The following is a 19,827-nucleotide window of genomic DNA, read 5'->3' on the forward strand; positions in this document are numbered from 1 at the left end:
AAACCATTTAATTGTTCATGACTCACAAACATCAACAATATATAAATGGTGTACTGATTCATAAAAGAGTACCCTATAATGGTGCTCTTTTTTATTTTTTGTAACAACTTACACTCATCTTACATACATTATCTTGAATCCTTACTTGTTAAACCATTTAATTGTTCATGACTCACAAACATCAACAATATATAAATGGTGTACTGATTCATAGAAGAGTACTATATAATGGTGCTCTTCTTTATTTTTTTATAACGATTTATACTCATCTTACATACATTATCTTGAATCCTTACTTTTCGAACCATTTAATTGTTCATGACTCACAAACATTAACAATATATGAATGGTGTACTGATTCATAGAAGAGTACCATATAATGTAGTGATCCCTGTCAAGTAGACAGGATTTAAAAAGCGCAACTAAGCAACCTGAGTTCTATATTTATATGGACTCAGGTTGCTTAGTTGCGCACGGCAAATTTAACCTCATCTGCTTTGCGGAAGGAATATAAATGAAAGCATTCTGCCTTAAAGTGACTGAAGAAGTTTTCCATCCAAGCTTTATCCCAACAGTTACCTCGTCGAGACATACTTGCCTTCAGCTGATTTTTTTTAAGTAATTGATTATATTGACGAGATGTATATTGAGACCCTTGATCACTATGTAAGAGGATTCCCGTTACATTTCTTTTTTCTTTACCTTTTTAAGTGTATCTAACGCAAGCTTTAAGTCGTTTCTACGACTGGTTTCATAGGCAACAATTTCATTGTTGTACAAATCCTAAATAGCTTATAAGTACAGGCGTTGCCCATTGAAAATCAAGTAGATTATATCCGTTACCCATTTCTCATTTGGTTTTGAAGCTTGAAATTCTCTATTTAATGTTTAACTAAGAATTATAGAAAAAAATCCTTTTCTCTACTTTACATACACATAGGCTTCATTTGCAGTTACATAGTATGTTGTGCCTTTACTGTTGTGTACTTTGTATTGTGGTGAACCATTAACGGATACTTTAGCATCAATAGTAAATCCAAGTCTTTCATCTACCGTTCCTGCTACATCTTTATCAGACCAAGAAGCAGAGTCATAGAAACGAAGGTCATCCACTTTAGAAACAACACGTTTTCCTATTACAGAACTTGAAGTAGTAGTTTGTTCCCCTTGATATTTAATGTAAGATGGGTTGTTATAAATCCATTGATTACCGCCAAGATTTAACCAATCACCTTGTTTTCCCCATACTTGATATGCTTCTCCGTTATTTAATTGACGGATAACACCATAATTTGTTGATGGTCCACTTCTTAGGTTTATGTTAAATCCATCAATATAAGCTACTCCTGTTTCGCCTACAACGTTTTGAGATAGTTCTTGTGGTTTTGGTTTAACTGTAACTGTTTCGCCTTCATATGCCTTTTGTACGTCTACTCTGAATTGTGATTCTGATACACCGTGACTGCGAAGGTAATCAATCGGATCTTCGTGGTCAGTTCCACCTAATTTGTAAGTAATATCTTTATGTGTCCATAAACCTTTGCTTGGATGAATCCCTCTATATTTTAAAATCTTAGCTAATAGTTTTACATAACGCTCATAAGAAGATTTAAATTTATCTGGGTTGCTAGTTTCAGAAAGTTCTACGTGAACAAATCTTTTATTTGCAGCTGGTCCAGCACCATAAGCAACATATTTTGTATCGGCAATTTGGACTGTTTCGTTCCAATCTACAGCATAATGTACAAATGCATTTCTCCATGTTCTAGCTTCATAATTTCGAATGTTAATTGCTGGTGCTTCTGGTGTTGCAGTACTATGTGCTACAACGCCCTCATAAGCGCCTACACCGTAGCGATATGCTTGTTTCGGTAAGTCTTGGATAATTAGTACTCTATCGGCAAAAGAAGCCGTAGCAAACGAAAATAAGAGCAATAGAGTCATAAATAATGAGCTAAATAGTTTAATTGGTTTTTTCATTGTGTATTTTCCCCTTTTTGCCAAACAAAAAGAGCACCGTCTTTTGACAATGCTCTCCTTATGTAAGGCGTGTATTTTTTATTTGGTATTATGTTTTTCTTTTCGTGCATCACTTCTTTGGATTTTCGCTTGAATTTCGGACGCTACACTTTCTAATAACCATGCAGGAATCCATTTTTCCCAGCCGATTCGTGCACAGTTTGCTGCGAAACTATTAAAAATGTGGTAACTCAATCCACCGACTACCATGAAGAAAAAGAAATCAGGTAGTTTAAGAGCAATATCAAATAAATGTGCAAGGGCTGGTAATGATAAAAGCACCACGGTTCTCGTGATGCCCTCAATTCCATATTGTGATGAGTATGTTCCATCTAGTTTTGAAGCCTTACTACCAGTAATCCAGTCGAGCATGATAATCCAGCAGTAAATCGAGATCCAAATTAAGTTCGCTTTACCGTATAACAAATTAATTATTGTTCCTAATCCACCACCTATAGCACCACCTACTTTAAATTGAGTACTTGTAATAACATCGCTTATATTCAATGCCTTGATGAGTTCGTGAATTCTTTCCAAGTTCTCACCTCCTTTCAAATTTTGACCAAAATAAAAAAGCCTACTGTTGTACGCTTAGAATTTACGTATTTAGTCTCTTCCAAGAATGCTCTAATGGTTCTTTACGAGGGTAGTTCATTTCTTGTTTTGAATCATTATTTACTATTAAATCCTCACAAAAAATCATTCCGTTTCGTTTTAGAGACTTTCTACTTCCGATAAAAAAAATATCGTCAATAATTTTTCCGGTTCTTTGAACTGAACTTCTCTTTAATAATAGGAGTTCAGGCTCAAGAATAATGCCTTTAAAGACAGTAATGATAATCACCTCATTCAATACGAAATGCTAATGGAGCAGGTAAGGAACCATAACTACCACTTGCATATACGTATTTATATTTTTGTATGTTCCCATTCACTTCAATTTCTAATATATCGCCACTTACTATACCCGTATCTGAAGTCCGATATATTCCTTCCAATTTCCCACGCACACCATAACTATCTGATAAAATATAAAACGGAGATAGTAGAAAGGTATTATCGATATTTGGATTTAATCCTGTAGGTATTTGCAACCAAGTACTACGATATGATTGTGAGATATTCGTCTCATTAGATCCTTTTGGACGATTAAAAGTAAGCCCGGTGTTAGATGTTGAATAATTTCCACTCCAAGCACTAGCGTACCAAACTAAAGCGCGTGTATATGGTTCATGTTTTTCCTCTAGCATTAATTCTCCTAGTACCCCAATATATGTAACTGCAGGAGCTAATCTTGTGCTTACAGGTGGAATTGTGCAAGTTATAATTTTTTCCTTATCAACGAATAGATAGAATTCAATCTCAGTATCTATAGCGATTTTAGGGCCATTTGAAGTAACACCATCAGAGTAATTCCTTCCACGGAACCAACTAGCCGGCCAAGATTGATCCGGAGTAGTCCCACGACCTTTCTCTTTATCATATCCATAACAAAATTTAAAGAAAGCATCAGAATATAGCGTTGATCTCACATCAAAATCTAATTTTTGTGGGCTGTCCTCCATGTTTCTCCCGTCATATGGTATAAGTTCGATATAGATATTTTTTTTACCATCATTTCCGTTCGAATACATGACATAGACATCATTTGAAGTTGGTTTTCCTTCATTCAGTTGTTTCCAACCAACACGTAACATCTCGTCAATAACCAGATTAAATATATTCTTTTTTAACGGTGTGAATCTTTTGAAGATATGTTCTGTCATAGAAGACACTCCTTTATTGTAAACTTACTGCTTTAATGATTAATGTAAATAAAGCTGGTTCATTTCCTTTGTTTTCAATAAAAACATGAGCAGCACTTGTTTTATCTTTATCTTCGCAAGGGATTGCTAATATATCGTAAGTTTTCTTCTCTTGATTACTCTTATATATTTGTAGTCCGTTTTGTTTCTTATCAAAAATTGAAATAATAGATTCAATATCTTTATCGTTTGTTACATGAATAGTTCGAATATCAAATTTGTTGTATTCCATATTCATTGAAAGGTATTGAGTTTGTCCGTTTTGTAAGAGTATTTGTTCAGATTTTTCAATAAGTACGGGTGATGAACTATCACCTACAGTTTCTTTGTAACGATTGATTTTCATTTCAGTACCCATGTAAACACCTCAATCATGTTGCAATTTAATGTTAAATAAAATAGGTTCAAACCCAATGTAGTTTAAATCTTTAGTTACCAGTACCCAAAACTCCCTAGAACTATTTGCGCTTAATGTATTTATTGAAATTTGTTTTACCCAAGCTAAGCTATCTAACGAAATATTTGCCCACGTATATCCCACCTTTTCCATATATTGCTCAATAGAAATTTTGAGATTATGAACAGCTACAGAATTTTCATTTTGGACCATCATTTTAATGATTCTTTTTCCCTCAATCATATTTCCTAAATTAGTTGGATCGGTATCGTTTAATTCTTTAGAGTCCATTATGATTTTTAAAGGAGAACCCATATTATAGATGTCACCGCCATAAAATAGGGCTTTCTTTTCTGCTATAAGGCTATTTTGTTCATCGTAAACTTCAATGGTTCCTTGGAACTCTAAAGATGGTAGGTTTATATCTATACCGGTATTTAATTTGCTCACTTGATTAATAGATAGTGTAGTGCCATTTTCATCTCTTAAAATTACTCTGTTATTTGGGAACAGTTGTCTTAACTTTAATTTGTGGCCACTCGTGATAATGATACGATCAATATCTAGCGGCTTGTATGAATCTGAGACACCTTTCTTTAATACAACACCGATTTTAGTCGCTTCTAATTTGTCGCTATCTGCATAATCAAAGGTAGCATCTACCTTGCTATAAAAGTCCCATTGTTCACCAGTAGAAGTAGCAAGCCATTCTCTGTGTTCTTTAGAACTATTAATAGAATGAGATTCAAGAAATTCTATTTTATTATCAGCGTTTTGATATATAATCAATCCGCCCTTATCCCCTTCAACATCAGGAGTATAATCAGCAATGACTTGTATTGCTATATCTCCTTGCGGTTTGTTGATTAGTAACATTACATCTTTATCTGCTGTATGATTCAATCTTATAAAGCCTTTTCTTGCAGCGATACTAAAAGATTCGGAAGGTGATATAATCCATTCCGGGTTTATGGAATCGAAATCCTCTATAAATATTTTCCCTGCTTCTTTTTTATATAAAGAGACTTTTCTCATAAAATCAATTAAGTATCCAGAACTATCAATATCAAAAGCGTTAAACCTATGGAATGATATATTGTTGTTTTCGATTTTAATAATACACTCACGGATTGCCTGTTCCGTGAATTGCTTTTCATATTTTAAAACATAATTTTCATCTGCTTTACTATTTAAAGAGAAGTAATCTTTATTTCCGTCTATCGATATAGAAACTTGTCCAGGAAGATTAGAAACTTCCGCAATAACACGTAGCTGTTTACCAAAAAACTTGAATCGTATATATTGACCATTTGTAATACCGGAGTAAAATCGGTCAGAGCTACTTAGGTCAAAGTCTGTATCAAATAGTGAGAAATTTTGAGAATTACAGTCATATCTTCTCCACCCCAGTTCGGGTGTCTTTAACACTTGTCCAATGGTAGCCATTTCATCACCTTCTATCTTGTTTTCTTCCAATTAGAATTTGTCCACCAAGAAGAACGGCTATGACGTAACCATAGTTTCGGTTTTTCTTTTTGAACTTTTCTATTTTCATCAACTTCAATGATTTCAGTAGGGTAAATATTATTAACAATAAAATCATCAAATTGTATGTACTCGGTTTCAATGAATTTATTAATAATAAACCGTTCACTTTCGATGATTTCAGTATCAATTCCCAGAACTTTCTCCGCTGGTTCAAATTCCGCCACTGAACTTTCTATGCAAGTATCCCTGTTAAATCGCTCAAATTCTTCTATATCAGTTGCTACACTTACATCTCTATCAAATGTATCTAGTTCTAGTATTAAAGACTGCTTTGCAGGTGTGTCAGCTGCATCATAATCATTAGCGATTTGTGAATCTAATTCTAATACAGGTCTTTTAAAATCTATTATTCCGGACACATCCGTCATGATATTTTGGGTGCAACGCTCCATATCAATGCTATCAGCTATTTCAGAAGTTATAGTAACTTTGGAACGATCCATTATATCGGACAACACCGTCGTTGCTTGTAACTCCCGTTTAACCCTTGCAAATAAATCATAATCGGGTAAATAAACAGGTAATCCCATACCTTCAAATAAATCAATTTCTTCATTTTGGGCTTCTAATTCGATAACACTTCTTTCTGCTGTAGAGGATTCTCCTTCTATAACATCAATTTGTTTGTTTTCTCGTGTGCTCAATTCATCTGTTGTAATGTATGAAAGGATATTTTGTGATTTCCTATTAAACTCCCGTGATTCAATGGAATCTGCTATTACTTCTGGTACTACTTTTTGAGCATTAGTTCCATTGTCTAATATGGTATGGATCAGTTCTTTTTCACGAGTAGCATTATCAAATCCAATGATGTTTTCTGCGATAAGATACCGAGTTAAAACAAAATCACCTGCAGTATTGACCACATCAATAGCAAGTTCACGGCCCTTATTATCCATCGATTCCAATACTTCGATAGAATTCCCAGTTAATTCATTTGTAACTCGAATTGATTGTGTTTCATCTTCAATTTCACTATCGTGACATGAGTGAATTTTATTTGCCTGTTCATATCGTGCAGAGGATGCTATTACTTCATTTTGAGTTCTTTTTGAATCTTCCATATCAAAGGTTTCTAGTTCCACAGATAAGTTTTTTCGTATAAATGTTTCATCTGTTGGGATCGCTGCTATAGTTTCTATCTGTTCTCTTTCAACTAATTCGAATGATATTGAACCTCCATCAACTTGAATAATATTTCTATCTGCAGTATCAAATTTTGTATAATCTGCTTTTAATTCTCTTTGGATTCTTGCAAATAGATCATAATTAGGTAAATAAACAGGTATTCCTAGATCATTAAATAAATCATACTCTTCATAAGAAGCAGCAACTTCATGAATACATCTATCTGCCATTTCTAAAGGATGTGTTGTTACTGCAGTTAACTCCTTAATTACAATCTCACCTGTGCCATTCTCAAATATATTAGACTGCAGTTCTTTTTCTTTTCGGTCTGCCAATATACTTTTGTAGAATTTTTCTCCATACAATACACGAGCTACTTTCACCCATTCAGGAAGTTCTTCTACTTCTGTAGCAAACTCACGAATTTTCTTATGAAGAAGCTCTTCTTCTATACTTTCATTTATTTCATATTCATCTGTAGTTCTAGACATAATAGATTCATTTACGATTTTAATTTCACGCGTATCAAATGGTTTATCTGCAAGTTCTTCTTTCGCATGGTCCATATCAAAAATACGACTGCGTTGCTGCGCTGACTCATCATCTGTAATATCTATTGCAAAGCATCTTGATTGTGTGAGGTTTTCCATTTCAGAAATATCTATATTAACGTTACGATCTATATCGAAATAGTTGAATGTCGTAATGCTTGTATCAACTTCAATAATGTCTCTAGAAGCCCGGTTAATCACGTCAGATAAAACACCTTTAATTCTGTTTACCTTTGTTGCAAATACACCTGCATTATCCTCTTTAACAGCCTTAAACCTTGAATTAGGCGGCATACTTACAGGAAACTCATGCTCGTTTTCACCAAAAGGATTAGCAATTGAAATAGAAAGACAATAAGTCTTTTCATACGAAAGACTTGGACTAACAGAAACTATATGATTCTTTTCATTTATAAATAAAGAAGGGGCAGCAATCGAATAATTTTTCTCGTTCATCTTTTGCCTTCCCCCTTTCTTGTTTAAATATCTTCTTTATAGATTGCTAGGCCAATTGGATTGAAAGGCGAAAACTTACTTGTGAATGGAGAAACTGCTGTTGTTGGTAGTGTGTAGCGATATAATTGCGCCATTTGATAATTAGCTAGAATTTCACCACCAGGGTATTCCTTAAAAGTTACAGTTTTATCTTCCGGATTATAATCGTAATCCGTTTTAGGAACTTCCTTACAATCCATGAATAGATTCAATGTATTTTCTTTTGGTTTGTGCTCTAAATGGAATATCTTTTTAGTTCCATCGCCTTTACCAATCACTTCATCTGTTACAGTTTTTTCAATTTCAAGCTCATCTGCTTGTTGAATATTTTTTGGATGTACTGCGTATACATCATCAAGTTTCCCTACATATCCATCATTAGGATGTACGATATAAATTTGTGATAAATGGTATTTACCGCTATACATAGAAGGATTAAATCTCCCTTGGCCACTATCGATATCGGCATTATGAGTTATAAAGGCAAGGTAATGCTGCTGATACATAGATCCAGTTAATGATTGAGACAAAACAGGCGTAAGATTTCCACCCGATGTATTTTCGCCATAATCCATATTTGCATTACCAATTTTCTTTGTAGAATTGCTGAATTCTTCCCCAGAACGGCAACCGCCCATAATAATTAAATTCTTTTGCGGTTTATTATCAAATGTATACATTCTTCCAATGTACAATGGAACAAATAATGCTCGTACAGGGCTTGGTGTTGGATCAATTCGCATAAACATTACAACACGATCTTTATGAGCGTTACCGTACATGTAAACAACGGAATCACGTTTCCAGTCCTTTGTGAATCTTTGCTCCGGTGTCAAACTTAGTACTGTATAGGGAGAAGCGTTCACAAAATTGATAGATTTAAAAATTTCAGCCAGGACACTATTTGTGCTCTGTACGGTAAATTGCGTCTTAGCAGGTAGTATTTCTGTTACATCGCTACCGTTACTAGATTCTAGCAAACGAGTACCTGCAATTTTTATGTTGTCTGCACTTGCAGGAGCAACTTTGAAAATAATTGTATCCCCTGTAAACGTATAGTTGTTTGCATCTAAAATTGTTCCGTTTTTGTATACTGCAAAACGGCTTTCATCAAAATCTGGGTATGGTAATTTAAAAGCTGTTTTTGTACCATTACCATTTCCTAAATCTGCATCTTGATCACTCATTTTCACTTCCTTCTCAATAAAGTATCGAGTATAAGTGAAGAAAATAATATCGTTCGTTGGTTCATAGGCATCGTTAGCTAAACGATATTCCCCCGTAACTCTAGCTCCTTTTGCTACTGGTGTATTAAATTTAATTAATCCTGTTCTACCATCCACTGTATAAGTGTTTTTTTCTTGATAGATACTATTTATATAAACAGATAAGGAACTAGCAATGATTGGAGAAGTAGGAATAATGAAGTTTGTTTTCTTACCATCTCCTACTCCAAAATCCCCTAATCTTGATTCAGTGGCTACATATCTGGAATCTGCGAAATCAGAATCCGCAGTATCGTATGCAACTGCAAAACCAAATCTTCTACGCTCCAAATCACTTCCAGTGGATTCGAATAATCGCACATCTATGAATTTGCTGGTTTCTCTTCGGATACGGAAAAATAGATCACGTTTCCATCCGTTATCTACAAATAACTTTTCTAATTCGGTAGGTAAGGTTTGTAAATTTACAATTTTATCGAACCACATTTATATTCATCCCCTATATTGTTTTCTCGAAAATACCTAATCCTGCTGGACGATATACAGTAGCTGGCATCTTTGTAATTGGTGAAATTGCATCCACGGTAAAGAATCTGTAGATGTCGTGTGTATCTGGACATGTATTTTTTCTAACTTTTAATTTATCTCCATTTAGCAACCCTAACGGGGAGAGAAGTACAACGTACGGCATATAACCACGTACCCCTTCATCTGGATGTACAATATAAGCCCTAGATGTATGAACTCTACCACTATATAAAGATGGATTGAATTGATACTTATATTCGTCATTATCGTGGCTTTGCCATGCTGTAGGATATTGGCCACCATTAGCACCTTTCCGATCTGGTGGCATAATATTACTTGGTATATTCCACGCAATATAATGTGCTTGGTATCTTGCACCAAAACGGGAACGTTTAATAATTACATTATCAATGCCATTACCTGGCGACTTAGGGTATTTCTTTGTGCGTGGCATATAGTTTGATACGTCCCTAAATGGCGTTTTACTTTCAAAATTAAAGCTGTGAGAAGAACTTTCTCCACCTTCATCGTAAGCAGTTCCAGCCCAAAGAGCATCTGCTATGGTGTCGTCATTTCCATAGCTTTCTAAGCGTCCCATGTATACTGGGGTTACAGGGACAGTATTATTTTCAAATGCTGGCGTTTTATCTGCTTGTATTAGTAGGACAACTCTATTTTTATCAACTTGTCCTGTAATACGAACTAAAGAATCTGGCCACCAATTTGTATCAGCATCTATATTTAGCAATTTAGGGTTTCTCAAAGTAGATTTAACCCAAGGAGACATCATTAAATCAGGCTTATCTGTATAGTCATAAACGGTATATGTATAAGGTCTTCCGTTGTTTATTTCTGTTTTTTCTGTAGCTATCACTTCGGCCAATTCTACATCTATAATGGATTGGAACTCTTTCTTGTCCTCGGCTCCCATAATAACTACACTATCCTCTTGATAGCTTGGTAGTTTTTCAATCATATATAAATACATACATGAACGATCTTTATATTGTGGGTTGTTTTCTAAGTATGTTTTAAATGCAGTTTTACCATCAGGCTTAGAAAAATCGATGTCTAATTGAGTCTTTGCGGTCCACTTCCAAGCTTGAACAATTCCGTATAAACCACCATCATTATTTTTTAAAATTACATGCTTTGCAGCCCAATAATTATGAACAGGGTCGTCTGATTTCGTAGCTTTATAAATAACCTTGTAAAAGCTGCTTACTTTCTTCCATCCATTTTCAATCATGGTGTTTATTAACTCCATATGGAATTCTGCTTCTGATACTATTTTTTCAATATATGCCATAGGTTTCACGCTCCTAATCTCTTAATAGTTGATAATTCAGCTTTACTACTTTGGATGTTCCGGTTATATTGTGGTATTCGAACTTTAATACAGCGTTAGCCGGAATAGGTCTAATAATAGAAAAATTGAATCCTTCTGGTACGTCTTTTACATAAACATTTTTAAATATTTGTTTTCCATCGATAAATAGATTCCAATAATCACGATCACTATAACTTGATGCAGCTATAGAGAATGCAATTAACTCTGTATCAAATGGTAGTGAGAATTCATCATTTTTTACTGGATCATCTATTCCAATTCTTCTACCTTCTATATACGGTTCCGTTTTTGTAGGGAAATAAGGAGCGTCAAATCTACCGCCCGCCATATATGTAACAGCAAAACTCATGATATCCCTCCTTTATGATAAAAAATGCAATTCAAACCATACTGTTTTATCAAGGATTCCTTGGTTTTTAAATGAAAATTGAACCGTACTACCTGCTGCTAAAGGCTTATAAACCATAAAGTGCATACCTTCGGGAATATCCTTGGTATATATGTTTTTACACATAGTTTTACCGTTTACAGTTAAGCTCCATTTATCATCTAATTCATATATAGATGCACTTACACTTATTGCATAAAGCTCCATATCTGCAGGTACAGTATATGTAGTTTCATTTGTTTGGAATGAAAAAGAATCCATAATGAATCCAGGTATGAATGGTTCTGTTTTAGTTGGATGAAAAGGCGGATCTAATCGACCGCCGGCTAAATAGGTTGTTTCAAACAAGAGTAATCACCCTTTTTCGTGTATTAAAAAATTCCCGTGCATCATTACGATACATCGGGAATTGGTAAATCAGACAGCATACCGTTACCTTTGTTTAGAAGGCGCGGTTGCACACGTTCTAGCTGTTTTTGTGCATTGTATATTAATTGTAACTCCATCTCTTTTCCAGTTACTTTATGAGAGACAAGGACCTTTTCTAGCATACCTTGTGCGTTGAAAACCAAATCATAGTGTAGGTATTTATCGCCATCGACTGCAGATAGGCGGGCACCGTCACGAATAAGTGTATATCCTTCGGTCATGCCTTCTTTAAATACGTCATTTGGATCATTCCCGGGCATTGGTTTACCACCGTTATAAATTTGCCTATCAATTAAGCCCTTCATCAAATACATGATTGGATCATATAAGTTTTTTTGCATTATCATAGAATCACCCCTAGTTCACCCTCGTAACAGACCAAGTTTTTGCTGGTCGTTGGATATAATAGTGATCTTTGTCTTGATTTACCCGAGGAAATGATAAATCTGGTAAGGAACCATAATCGAACAAGATATTGTTCTGCGTATCCAGTACTTGCAAACGCCCTGTAAGAATCCCCTTAGGATTTCGAACTGCTTCAAATACAATAATATTCACACCATATTCAAGTGGAATATCAACATATGTTGGATTGTTTCGGATGAAATAGTTTTCCGCGACTAATTTATCATTACAGTAAATATTTAATAAGTCCCCATCCTCTACATCCCAATCCCAAAGTTTCAATCGTAATGTATCTACGTTTACTGTGATACCAGTTATATCTGTATATGGGGCTGGTTCATAACCGTAATTAACAGTTAAATCTAAAGTTTGATAGAATCCATCATCTGCAGAGATCATTGTATTAATCCCTTTAACAAAGTAATTCCATTGTTGGCCAGAATCTCTATTGTAAACAGAAATAACATCAAATAATTGAACCCTTGGATCACCTATTACTGCGACTGTTAATGTTCTGAACTTCTGAATCGCTTTTAAATGATAAGCTGCAGCAACCGCTCTTCTTGCAAAGAACGTTGTCGCCCAAGGAACTTCTATCATTTCTTCTCGTAAATCACCCTGCGATACATTTTTTAATAGAAATGAATTAAGAAATCCGTTTGCGTAATCTCCACATTTAACAACAATACTGTTACTTATGTCCTGGTCAGTTAGCTGCATATCTAAAGAGATAAGATTTTCACCTTCTCTAAAACTAAATTTTGCAGGTTCGTTAATTGCATAGTCCGGCATCTTCATGAATGTACAACTTCCATCCGGTTCATGTTTTATATAATGGAATGTTGTATCTATAATATCGCGTACAATTTCATCCCACTTTTGAAACCTCTTACCGGTTGCTCCTTCAACAATCCAACTTTGATTAGTCCCAGGAATGTTTACCCTACTTCCGTGTAATGTAACTCCTGCTTTTTCAAAGAAGAATTTAACCACATCATAAACATTACCGGTGGGCGCTACAATTTCATCAGAACCCGGTGTCGGAATAACTGATTTATGCAGAACCTTCTTATATGATGTTGTACAGGTTACTGAAATCGTACCACTTTCAGCATTTACCTTCACATCAGATACAAAACCATGTATATACGGTAAAGCTTCTTCACCGTATCCGATAGACACCTTAAATTCAGTCTGCGGATATAGCTGATTTGTATTTGTTACTTCACTGTTATAAAACCATTCTTGAATAGAAGAGAACTTGCCATACCAGTTATCAGGAGCCATTTGCCCGTATTCATTCGCAAAGGTAATAGTAAATGTACTAGCAAACTGATCTGCGTTCTCCTGTACTTCTAAGCCTATTACACGGTGTTGTATTTGTACGTAAGAAGAAGAGTCTCTTCTTTTCATATAAACAATTAAATTAGGGGAGTTATCCCCAACCTGGAAATAGCTCCCCAACATTCTAATTAAAGAAATAGATCCTTCTCTCACATTCCATCAACTCCTACTCCTGCTTGTGACATGGATATTAATTTGCATTTTGCTATGACTAGCGTTCCTTTTCGTATTGCATCTACTTCATTCGGTGGTATTATACCCCCATAGGTACCGTAATCGCCAGTAATAATATGAGGGCGGTATATTTCCCTCATGAAATCACGCCAATAACTGATATCGTTAAATAAAACATTGAATTCTACTTCGCATCCTTTATTCCCGTTACTTTGGAAACGGGGATAACCATGCATAATATTATAGTTTTTTAATCCGTCTAATGATTTAGGCATTTTTGTTTGCTCAATCATTGCGATGTTTGGGACGAATCCAAAAGCGTAATAATGAACGTCACGTATATAAGCTACATCTGCACCGCCATAACCGCTTGTTGTGAATTCAATTGTTTGTGGTCCTGCACCAACAAAAATTTCTCTGGATTCCCAGGCATAGGCACCTCTTGCTCTAAATTTTTCAATACCATTTACCCGAACAATAAAGTATTTATCCGGTAACATACCATCAGAACCAATAGGAACTTGGGACATAAAAGAGAAGTTATATGTCCCAGGCCATGAAAAATTAATAGTATATGTAATTGTACTTTTTAATTCTGTAGCATCCCATAAGAGGTGATATGAACCACCTCTTCTATGCAATGTTTTTAATATACTCATACATTTCGCACCGCCATTCCCATTAGATCATCAGCAACTACGTTTTGTAGCAGCTTTCTCATTTTTACAAAGTCGTCTGCAGATTGTAGTTTTTCAACAGAGACTTTAAATGTAGCATTTTGAATTGTTACGCCATTATCCGTTTTCTTCTCAACGTGGGTTTGTCCAGCAAATGGATGTGCAGTTTTACCAATTAAATCAGCAGAACGTGCGCCCATTTGTCCAATTTGATTAGATACATCGGTTACTAGTTTCATTGGTTTAGGTGGAACGACAGCTTTATTTAATAGTTCAGAAGCTTTGTCTACTGCAGGAATCATTTTTTCCATCCCTACACCAAGACCTTCTGTAATATAGCCCCCGTATTCCATCATTAACCGGGATGGGCTTCGGATACCAAAGAACTTTAATACGGCTTTAGGTATTCCCGAAACAACTCCTTTAGCTTTTTTTATAAGCCAATCTGCCATACCGGACATACCTTCACCAATACCGGAAATGATATCTTTTCCCCAGCTAACTGCATCTTTTGCTACATTTTTTACTATAGAACCAACTTTACTAAATACATCCTTTACAGTATCTACAACGCCTGTAAATGCACCAGTGATTGCTTTCTTTATAGTTTTAAAGTTACTAACAATAAATTCTTTTATACCGCCAACAACATCGGTTATTGTGTTATATAATTTGTTGAAATTAGTAATTACAAACCCAACAAATTCACGAACTGCATTAATGATTGTAAACTTTATAAAATTCCAAGCTGATTGAATCACATTTTTAATTGTGTTCATAACGCTAGAAATTGTATCTTTAATAGATTCCCAAGAAGATTTCACAAAATCTGTTAAGAATTTTAATACTGTAGTAAAGGTTGATTTAATTGCGTCCCAGGCTTTTTTTACAATTTCCTTAATCTTGTTAAAAACACTGGATATTGTATTTTTCATTTTTTCGAATTCAGTTTTTACGTACTGCTTTATTATTGCTAAAGCCATAGAGAAAATTCTCTTAATAGCATTCCATCCAGTAGTAAAAATTTTCTTCCAGGTGTTAACCGCCTTTTGGACACTATTCTTAATGAATTTCCATGTGCCATCTACAATTTTTTTCAAACCACTTAATGCTAGATTAAAAACAAATTTAATAGCATTCCATCCAAATTCGAAAATATTTTTCCAAATTTTAATGTTGTATTCAATTCTTTGTTTTATATATTTCCAAGCTTCTTCTAAGACTTTACCCAAAAATGATGAAGCAGATTTGAAAAGTTTTTTTGTACCATTCCAAAATCCAGAGAAGAACTTACCTAAACCATTCCATGCCTTTTTTGCACCTTTTACGGTTGCGTCCCAAGCTTTAGAACAGACATCGCCAATCCATTTAACTGCTTTCTTGGTGTATTTTACGATGTCATCCCAGTTTTTATAAATTAGATATACTAATCCTACAATTGCTAGTATGGCAATCGTCCAGGGATTCATCAGTAAGGTCATCATGGATCTGCCCAACAGCGCTAGAGCTTTCCCAATTCCACCAAACATACCGATAAGTTTAGGGCCGACTTTAAGAATACCTGTAAATAATAATGGTACTTTAGTAAGTATTGGTACTAGGAACCTTAATGAACCAACAAATGCACCAACTCCACTTGTCATAAAGCCCATCATGGCGACTAATGGACCTAAGACAGCGACCATACCTAGAATTGCTACAACACCAATTTGAATTGGCTTAGGCATAGAACTAAATGCTTTTGCAGCAACTTCTACCGCTTTAATAATTGGAGGGAGTGCCACTTCTGCAATATCTAAAATAGCTTGTCCTAATGGTTCTAAAGATGCCATTGTAGTACGCATTAACTTTTGCCAACGAACACCAAAAGCTTCTTGCTGCGTCTTCTGCATTTTTCCCATTGTGCCCTCGACATCGCCTAACGCACCATTTGCATTATTAAGACCTAAGACAGCTTGAGCACCCATGTCTTCCCATTTTGTACCGAATACAGCAACACCAAGTTGGTTTGCTTTTACTTTATCGTCCATCTTACCTAAATCACCTAAGACGGCATTAAACACATCTGCAGAAGTTCCTTTACCTTTGTTGAAGTTATCCCAGACCTTTTGTGTTTGGGGTGACATTTCAGCAAAGGCATCAGATACACCTTTAGAACCATCCTGTACCCGAATACCGAACTCTTTTACAAGGTCGTTAATGTAATCGAGATTATAACTGCCATCACGAGTCCCGTTTGCCATAATGGTAAACATCTCGTTAGCAGAGAAGCCGGCTTGTTTGTACAATGGCGCATATTCGGCCACATTATCAAACATTTCATTTGAATAGTTTAAACCTTCTTGTCCACCAGCAGCAAATAAATCAAATGCTTCTTTGGAAGAAATACCAAATTGATTCATTAACTGTCCTGCACCACGAGTTACTTCATTGATATCAGAATCAAATGTTTTACCCAATGTCATAGCGCTTTTTGTAGCTTCTTCTAATTCTTCATGAGGAACATCTTTCATGTTCTGATACACTTTTATCAGAGACTGATCGACTTCTTCAATACTTTGACCAAATCCATCTTTCCAAGTTTCTTTTGCGATTTTACCAAGATTTTCAGCACCTTTTTCAGTAAGTCCTAAAGAAGATTGGATGTTTCTTTGAGAAGTATCAAAATCAGAAGCTACTTTAACAGCGGCAGCACCAATACCAGCTAAAGGTAAGGAAACGCCCGTTGTCATGTTAGTACCAACATCTTTCATTTTGTTACCTGCATGACTAATTGAATCTCCTGCTTTTTGGAACTTATCATGCATTCCATTTGCAGTTTTTTGTACTCGATCTTCAAATTGTTGTAAATCTTTATAAGCGCCTTCTGCTTTAATACCAATCGTTCCGAACAGTTGGAACATTTCAGCTAACATTTACGCACCCCCTTTCCTGGGGCTGATAACCATTTTATTCTTCATCGTCTTCTTGGAAGTGAGCTATGATTTGAGCAGCATGTGCTTCACACTCTTCTTTCGTCCATACTTCACCCATTTCATAAGATGATTCTTTATCGTCCTTGGTGTCAGTTAGTCCAAAAGCTTGAAGATAATCATTAAAAGTAGTACCTTCTTCAAGTTGACGGGTTTGAAAGCCAATGAACGCCATCTTCTTCCACTCATTTAGTTCTTCTTGCTGCTCTTCTCGTGCAATTAGAGAAAACAGGTCCATTAAACGCGAATACGGTATTGATAAGACATAATCATCTGTCCATCCATACCGTTTTTGTATCTTGTCGAAAGCACGTAACATATTTTGTTCTGCTTCCTCTAAATATTCATCTGAGTCTTCATTTACGCTAGGATTGGCGCTGCTGCTGATTGGTTCCATTTCTCGCTCTGAACTTTCACTAGCCCCTGCACTTGGTTGAAAAAAGTCATTAAGTCTTCACTTTCCAGTAATCCTTGAATAACAGAAACCATTGCTTCGGGAGGGAGTTGGCAAAATTCCTCTTTCTTAGCTTTTAGTAAACTTGCAAAGAACTCTGTGAAATCATCCTCACAAGCCGGGATCATTGTTAGTACACGTAAAGCAAACTCTAAACCTTTTTGTTTTTGTTGCTCTTTAAGTGCAGCTAACTGAACGTTTTTTTCTTCTTCTGGAAGAGACTCTGCAGCTTTTGTTAGTTCATCCATTTCATTTTTAGCTTTACCGAAATCTGCAAAATCAGCTATTGCATGGCGTCCAACTTTAGAAATAATCTTAGCGAACCGCCAAACATCCGTTACATTTAAGCGACGCATCAATATCTTCTCCCCTAAAATCGTGATTTCTGTACCGGTATTCATCATTTTTTCTAAAATAGATTTCATTTCGTGCTCTCCTTTTAGCATTTAGCTCATTTTATGTAATAGAAAACCGACTACCATTTATGCGGTAGCCGGTGCTTTTTGTACTGTTGCTTTCTTTTTCTTTGGTAAATAGATTTCGTACGGTGGTGTAGTTGGTGCAGATTCACTGTAATGACCGATAAACTTACATTTCAAACCAACAGTTCCTTTACCATCTTTTAGATCCACTTCAATAGATGAAACTACCATTGCATTACGAATTACAAAAATTACTGGTAACTCACTACCCGAAATCATACCGATTAGTGCGATATCATGGTAATTCGAATCTGGAATATCATTTGAAGGTTTCATAATATCGTAATCTGTTTCAGTTGTGCTATCTACCGTCATCCCTGGTAAAGCTAACTGCAGGTTTTCTTTTGTAAACTCTACTAATGTAAGTTCTACATGCGGTTCATCTTTTAATAACCACTTACCACGCACCATTTTACCTAGTACACCATCAATATCTGCATCATAATACTCACGATCAAAACCAACTTTTGTTCCGCCTGTAGTCGCTCCTACAAGTTCACCTAATTCTTTTACACTTTTAAATCCTTTGTACATGACACCAGGACCGATAACAAAATTATCTGTAGTTCCTTCACGGACACCATTAATTAATTTCCAGCTCATTTGTCCTACCCCCTAATACAAGTCCGTTCGCATGGTTCGGACAAGAAATTTTGCATTTATATGAATGATAGATGGGTCTTCATCCGGTACCGGCAGTTTACCGGCACGATGTATAGAAAGTATCCCATCATCTTTTAAACCAACTTCTCTATCTAGTAACTTTTCAATACGTGTAGCAATTAACTTTGCCTTATCATAATCCCCATTATCACAATACACATCGAAATTTAGAATCATACGATCTATAATTTCAACATCATCCGGATTATCTGCTTCAATTCTCATAACTACATAAGGCATTTCCATATCATCTTGTGCAGTTTGGAATGAAAGAGCAGGGCCTTTGTCCTCGCCTTCACCATATTCTGATAGATTAGCTTTTATTATTTCATCGTTCTCTACAAGCATTCTAATAGCTGCAATAGCGTTAGACACCTATTACCCTCCCATCATTCTTTTAAGTTCTCTACGTTCTTTTTCAAACGCTTTTAATAGGAATGGACGGGCTTCCATATGACTTGTACCAGTTTCAAGCCATATTGCTTTCTGCAAGTCGCTCCCTACTGCACCTAATACCTCTGATTGTGACCGTTTAACATTGTATTTAATCGAATTTAACAAGTCACCGGTACGAACAGCAGGAGCTTCACCTGGTTTAGAAGCAGTATATTTACGACTCATATGAGGTATTTTGTATTGTTTACCGCTACGGCTACCCGTGAGATTCTTCTTCACTTGATTTTGTAAATGAATAGATGCTGCTGTGACCTTTTCAACACACATAGCGTTAATATGCGTCTTGATTTGCTCCATATTGCTTGAATACTCAATTTCTACTGAATTAGCCATAT

The 19,827-nt window shown here is 35.5% G+C and carries 20 protein-coding genes; all 20 read right to left on the reverse strand.

All coding sequences use genetic code 11. The features are described from left to right. Positions 1–463: 463 nt before the first annotated feature. Complete coding sequence (locus ACTFSL_RS15430; RefSeq protein ID WP_098299503.1) at positions 464–676, reverse strand: DDE-type integrase/transposase/recombinase; 213 nt, start codon at positions 674–676, stop codon at positions 464–466. Positions 677–921: 245 nt separating this feature from the next. Continuing rightward, on the reverse strand, positions 922–1,980 hold the full coding sequence (locus ACTFSL_RS15435; RefSeq protein WP_440041963.1) for an N-acetylmuramoyl-L-alanine amidase: 1,059 nt from the start codon (positions 1,978–1,980) through the stop codon (positions 922–924). Positions 1,981–2,058: 78 nt separating this feature from the next. Beyond that, positions 2,059–2,556, reverse strand: coding sequence for a phage holin family protein (locus tag ACTFSL_RS15440; RefSeq protein ID WP_000439586.1), 498 nt, complete (start codon positions 2,554–2,556; stop codon positions 2,059–2,061). A 308-nt stretch (positions 2,557–2,864) separates the two neighbouring features. Further along, positions 2,865–3,785 carry a hypothetical protein gene (locus ACTFSL_RS15445; protein ID WP_440041964.1) on the reverse strand — a complete coding sequence of 307 codons (921 nt, stop codon included), beginning with the start codon at positions 3,783–3,785 and terminating at the stop codon, positions 2,865–2,867. Between the two features lie 13 nt (positions 3,786–3,798). Then, on the reverse strand, positions 3,799–4,182 hold the full coding sequence (locus ACTFSL_RS15450) for a hypothetical protein (protein WP_440041966.1): 384 nt from the start codon (positions 4,180–4,182) through the stop codon (positions 3,799–3,801). Between the two features lie 9 nt (positions 4,183–4,191). Next, positions 4,192–5,697: a cell adhesion protein gene (locus ACTFSL_RS15455; RefSeq protein WP_440041967.1), complete on the reverse strand. Its 1,506-nt coding sequence runs from the start codon at positions 5,695–5,697 to the stop codon at positions 4,192–4,194. Further along, positions 5,679–7,904, reverse strand: a complete 2,226-nt coding sequence (locus tag ACTFSL_RS15460) for a hypothetical protein (protein WP_440041969.1) — start codon at positions 7,902–7,904, stop codon at positions 5,679–5,681. Before ACTFSL_RS15460 ends, ACTFSL_RS15455 begins: the two co-directional genes overlap by 19 nt. A gap of 23 nt (positions 7,905–7,927) precedes the next feature. Further along, positions 7,928–9,655 (reverse strand): hypothetical protein, encoded by a 1,728-nt coding sequence (locus ACTFSL_RS15465; protein WP_440041971.1) that lies wholly within the window; start codon positions 9,653–9,655, stop codon positions 7,928–7,930. Between the two features lie 13 nt (positions 9,656–9,668). After that, positions 9,669–11,006: a hypothetical protein gene (locus ACTFSL_RS15470; protein ID WP_440041972.1), complete on the reverse strand. Its 1,338-nt coding sequence runs from the start codon at positions 11,004–11,006 to the stop codon at positions 9,669–9,671. 13 nt (positions 11,007–11,019) lie between these two features. Then, positions 11,020–11,397 (reverse strand): Low copy number virion structural protein, encoded by a 378-nt coding sequence (locus ACTFSL_RS15475; protein WP_098293147.1) that lies wholly within the window; start codon positions 11,395–11,397, stop codon positions 11,020–11,022. A gap of 12 nt (positions 11,398–11,409) precedes the next feature. Continuing rightward, complete coding sequence (locus ACTFSL_RS15480; protein WP_063536235.1) at positions 11,410–11,784, reverse strand: hypothetical protein; 375 nt, start codon at positions 11,782–11,784, stop codon at positions 11,410–11,412. A gap of 44 nt (positions 11,785–11,828) precedes the next feature. Next, a complete protein-coding gene (locus ACTFSL_RS15485; RefSeq protein WP_224414122.1) occupies positions 11,829–12,212 on the reverse strand; it encodes a hypothetical protein in 384 nt (127 codons plus the stop codon). Between the two features lie 10 nt (positions 12,213–12,222). Then, complete coding sequence (locus ACTFSL_RS15490) at positions 12,223–13,767, reverse strand: hypothetical protein (protein WP_440041975.1); 1,545 nt, start codon at positions 13,765–13,767, stop codon at positions 12,223–12,225. Further along, the gene (locus ACTFSL_RS15495) at positions 13,764–14,447 is read right to left on the reverse strand and encodes a hypothetical protein (protein WP_440041977.1); all 684 of its coding nucleotides are present in this window, start codon (positions 14,445–14,447) and stop codon (positions 13,764–13,766) included. Before ACTFSL_RS15495 ends, ACTFSL_RS15490 begins: the two co-directional genes overlap by 4 nt. Beyond that, positions 14,444–17,380, reverse strand: coding sequence for a phage tail tape measure protein (locus ACTFSL_RS15500; protein WP_440041978.1), 2,937 nt, complete (start codon positions 17,378–17,380; stop codon positions 14,444–14,446). The genes ACTFSL_RS15495 and ACTFSL_RS15500 overlap by 4 nt, the downstream gene beginning before the upstream one ends. A gap of 34 nt (positions 17,381–17,414) precedes the next feature. Beyond that, on the reverse strand, positions 17,415–17,834 hold the full coding sequence (locus ACTFSL_RS15505) for a hypothetical protein (RefSeq protein ID WP_440041979.1): 420 nt from the start codon (positions 17,832–17,834) through the stop codon (positions 17,415–17,417). Continuing rightward, positions 17,798–18,316, reverse strand: coding sequence for a hypothetical protein (locus ACTFSL_RS15510; protein WP_000836019.1), 519 nt, complete (start codon positions 18,314–18,316; stop codon positions 17,798–17,800). Before ACTFSL_RS15510 ends, ACTFSL_RS15505 begins: the two co-directional genes overlap by 37 nt. A 57-nt stretch (positions 18,317–18,373) precedes the next feature. Continuing rightward, on the reverse strand, positions 18,374–18,976 hold the full coding sequence (locus ACTFSL_RS15515) for a hypothetical protein (protein WP_000118571.1): 603 nt from the start codon (positions 18,974–18,976) through the stop codon (positions 18,374–18,376). A 12-nt stretch (positions 18,977–18,988) separates the two neighbouring features. Continuing rightward, the gene (locus ACTFSL_RS15520) at positions 18,989–19,411 is read right to left on the reverse strand and encodes a hypothetical protein (protein WP_000063393.1); all 423 of its coding nucleotides are present in this window, start codon (positions 19,409–19,411) and stop codon (positions 18,989–18,991) included. Between the two features lie 3 nt (positions 19,412–19,414). Then, positions 19,415–19,825, reverse strand: a complete 411-nt coding sequence (locus ACTFSL_RS15525) for an HK97-gp10 family putative phage morphogenesis protein (RefSeq protein ID WP_440041980.1) — start codon at positions 19,823–19,825, stop codon at positions 19,415–19,417. Positions 19,826–19,827 lie beyond the last annotated feature (2 nt).

Origin of the sequence: Bacillus cereus group sp. MYBK108-1 (assembly GCF_051917185.1) — a bacterium.
GTDB classification, from domain to species: Bacteria; Bacillota; Bacilli; order Bacillales; family Bacillaceae_G; genus Bacillus_A; species Bacillus_A cereus.

Excerpts from the sequence above, each read along its gene's own strand:
- ACTFSL_RS15435 (WP_440041963.1), bottom strand. The coding sequence starts at position 1,980 with ATGAAAAAACCAATTAAACTATTTAGCTCATTATTTATGACTCTATTG.
- ACTFSL_RS15445 (WP_440041964.1), bottom strand. The coding sequence starts at position 3,785 with ATGACAGAACATATCTTCAAAAGATTCACACCGTTAAAAAAGAATATA.
- ACTFSL_RS15450 (WP_440041966.1), bottom strand. The coding sequence starts at position 4,182 with ATGGGTACTGAAATGAAAATCAATCGTTACAAAGAAACTGTAGGTGAT.
- ACTFSL_RS15460 (WP_440041969.1), bottom strand. The coding sequence starts at position 7,904 with ATGAACGAGAAAAATTATTCGATTGCTGCCCCTTCTTTATTTATAAAT.
- ACTFSL_RS15465 (WP_440041971.1), bottom strand. The coding sequence starts at position 9,655 with ATGTGGTTCGATAAAATTGTAAATTTACAAACCTTACCTACCGAATTA.
- ACTFSL_RS15470 (WP_440041972.1), bottom strand. The coding sequence starts at position 11,006 with ATGGCATATATTGAAAAAATAGTATCAGAAGCAGAATTCCATATGGAG.
- ACTFSL_RS15475 (WP_098293147.1), bottom strand. The coding sequence starts at position 11,397 with ATGAGTTTTGCTGTTACATATATGGCGGGCGGTAGATTTGACGCTCCT.
- ACTFSL_RS15485 (WP_224414122.1), bottom strand. The coding sequence starts at position 12,212 with ATGATAATGCAAAAAAACTTATATGATCCAATCATGTATTTGATGAAG.
- ACTFSL_RS15495 (WP_440041977.1), bottom strand. The coding sequence starts at position 14,447 with ATGAGTATATTAAAAACATTGCATAGAAGAGGTGGTTCATATCACCTC.
- ACTFSL_RS15500 (WP_440041978.1), bottom strand. The coding sequence starts at position 17,380 with ATGTTAGCTGAAATGTTCCAACTGTTCGGAACGATTGGTATTAAAGCA.
- ACTFSL_RS15505 (WP_440041979.1), bottom strand. The coding sequence starts at position 17,834 with ATGGAACCAATCAGCAGCAGCGCCAATCCTAGCGTAAATGAAGACTCA.
- ACTFSL_RS15510 (WP_000836019.1), bottom strand. The coding sequence starts at position 18,316 with ATGAAATCTATTTTAGAAAAAATGATGAATACCGGTACAGAAATCACG.
- ACTFSL_RS15515 (WP_000118571.1), bottom strand. The coding sequence starts at position 18,976 with ATGAGCTGGAAATTAATTAATGGTGTCCGTGAAGGAACTACAGATAAT.
- ACTFSL_RS15525 (WP_440041980.1), bottom strand. The coding sequence starts at position 19,825 with ATGGCTAATTCAGTAGAAATTGAGTATTCAAGCAATATGGAGCAAATC.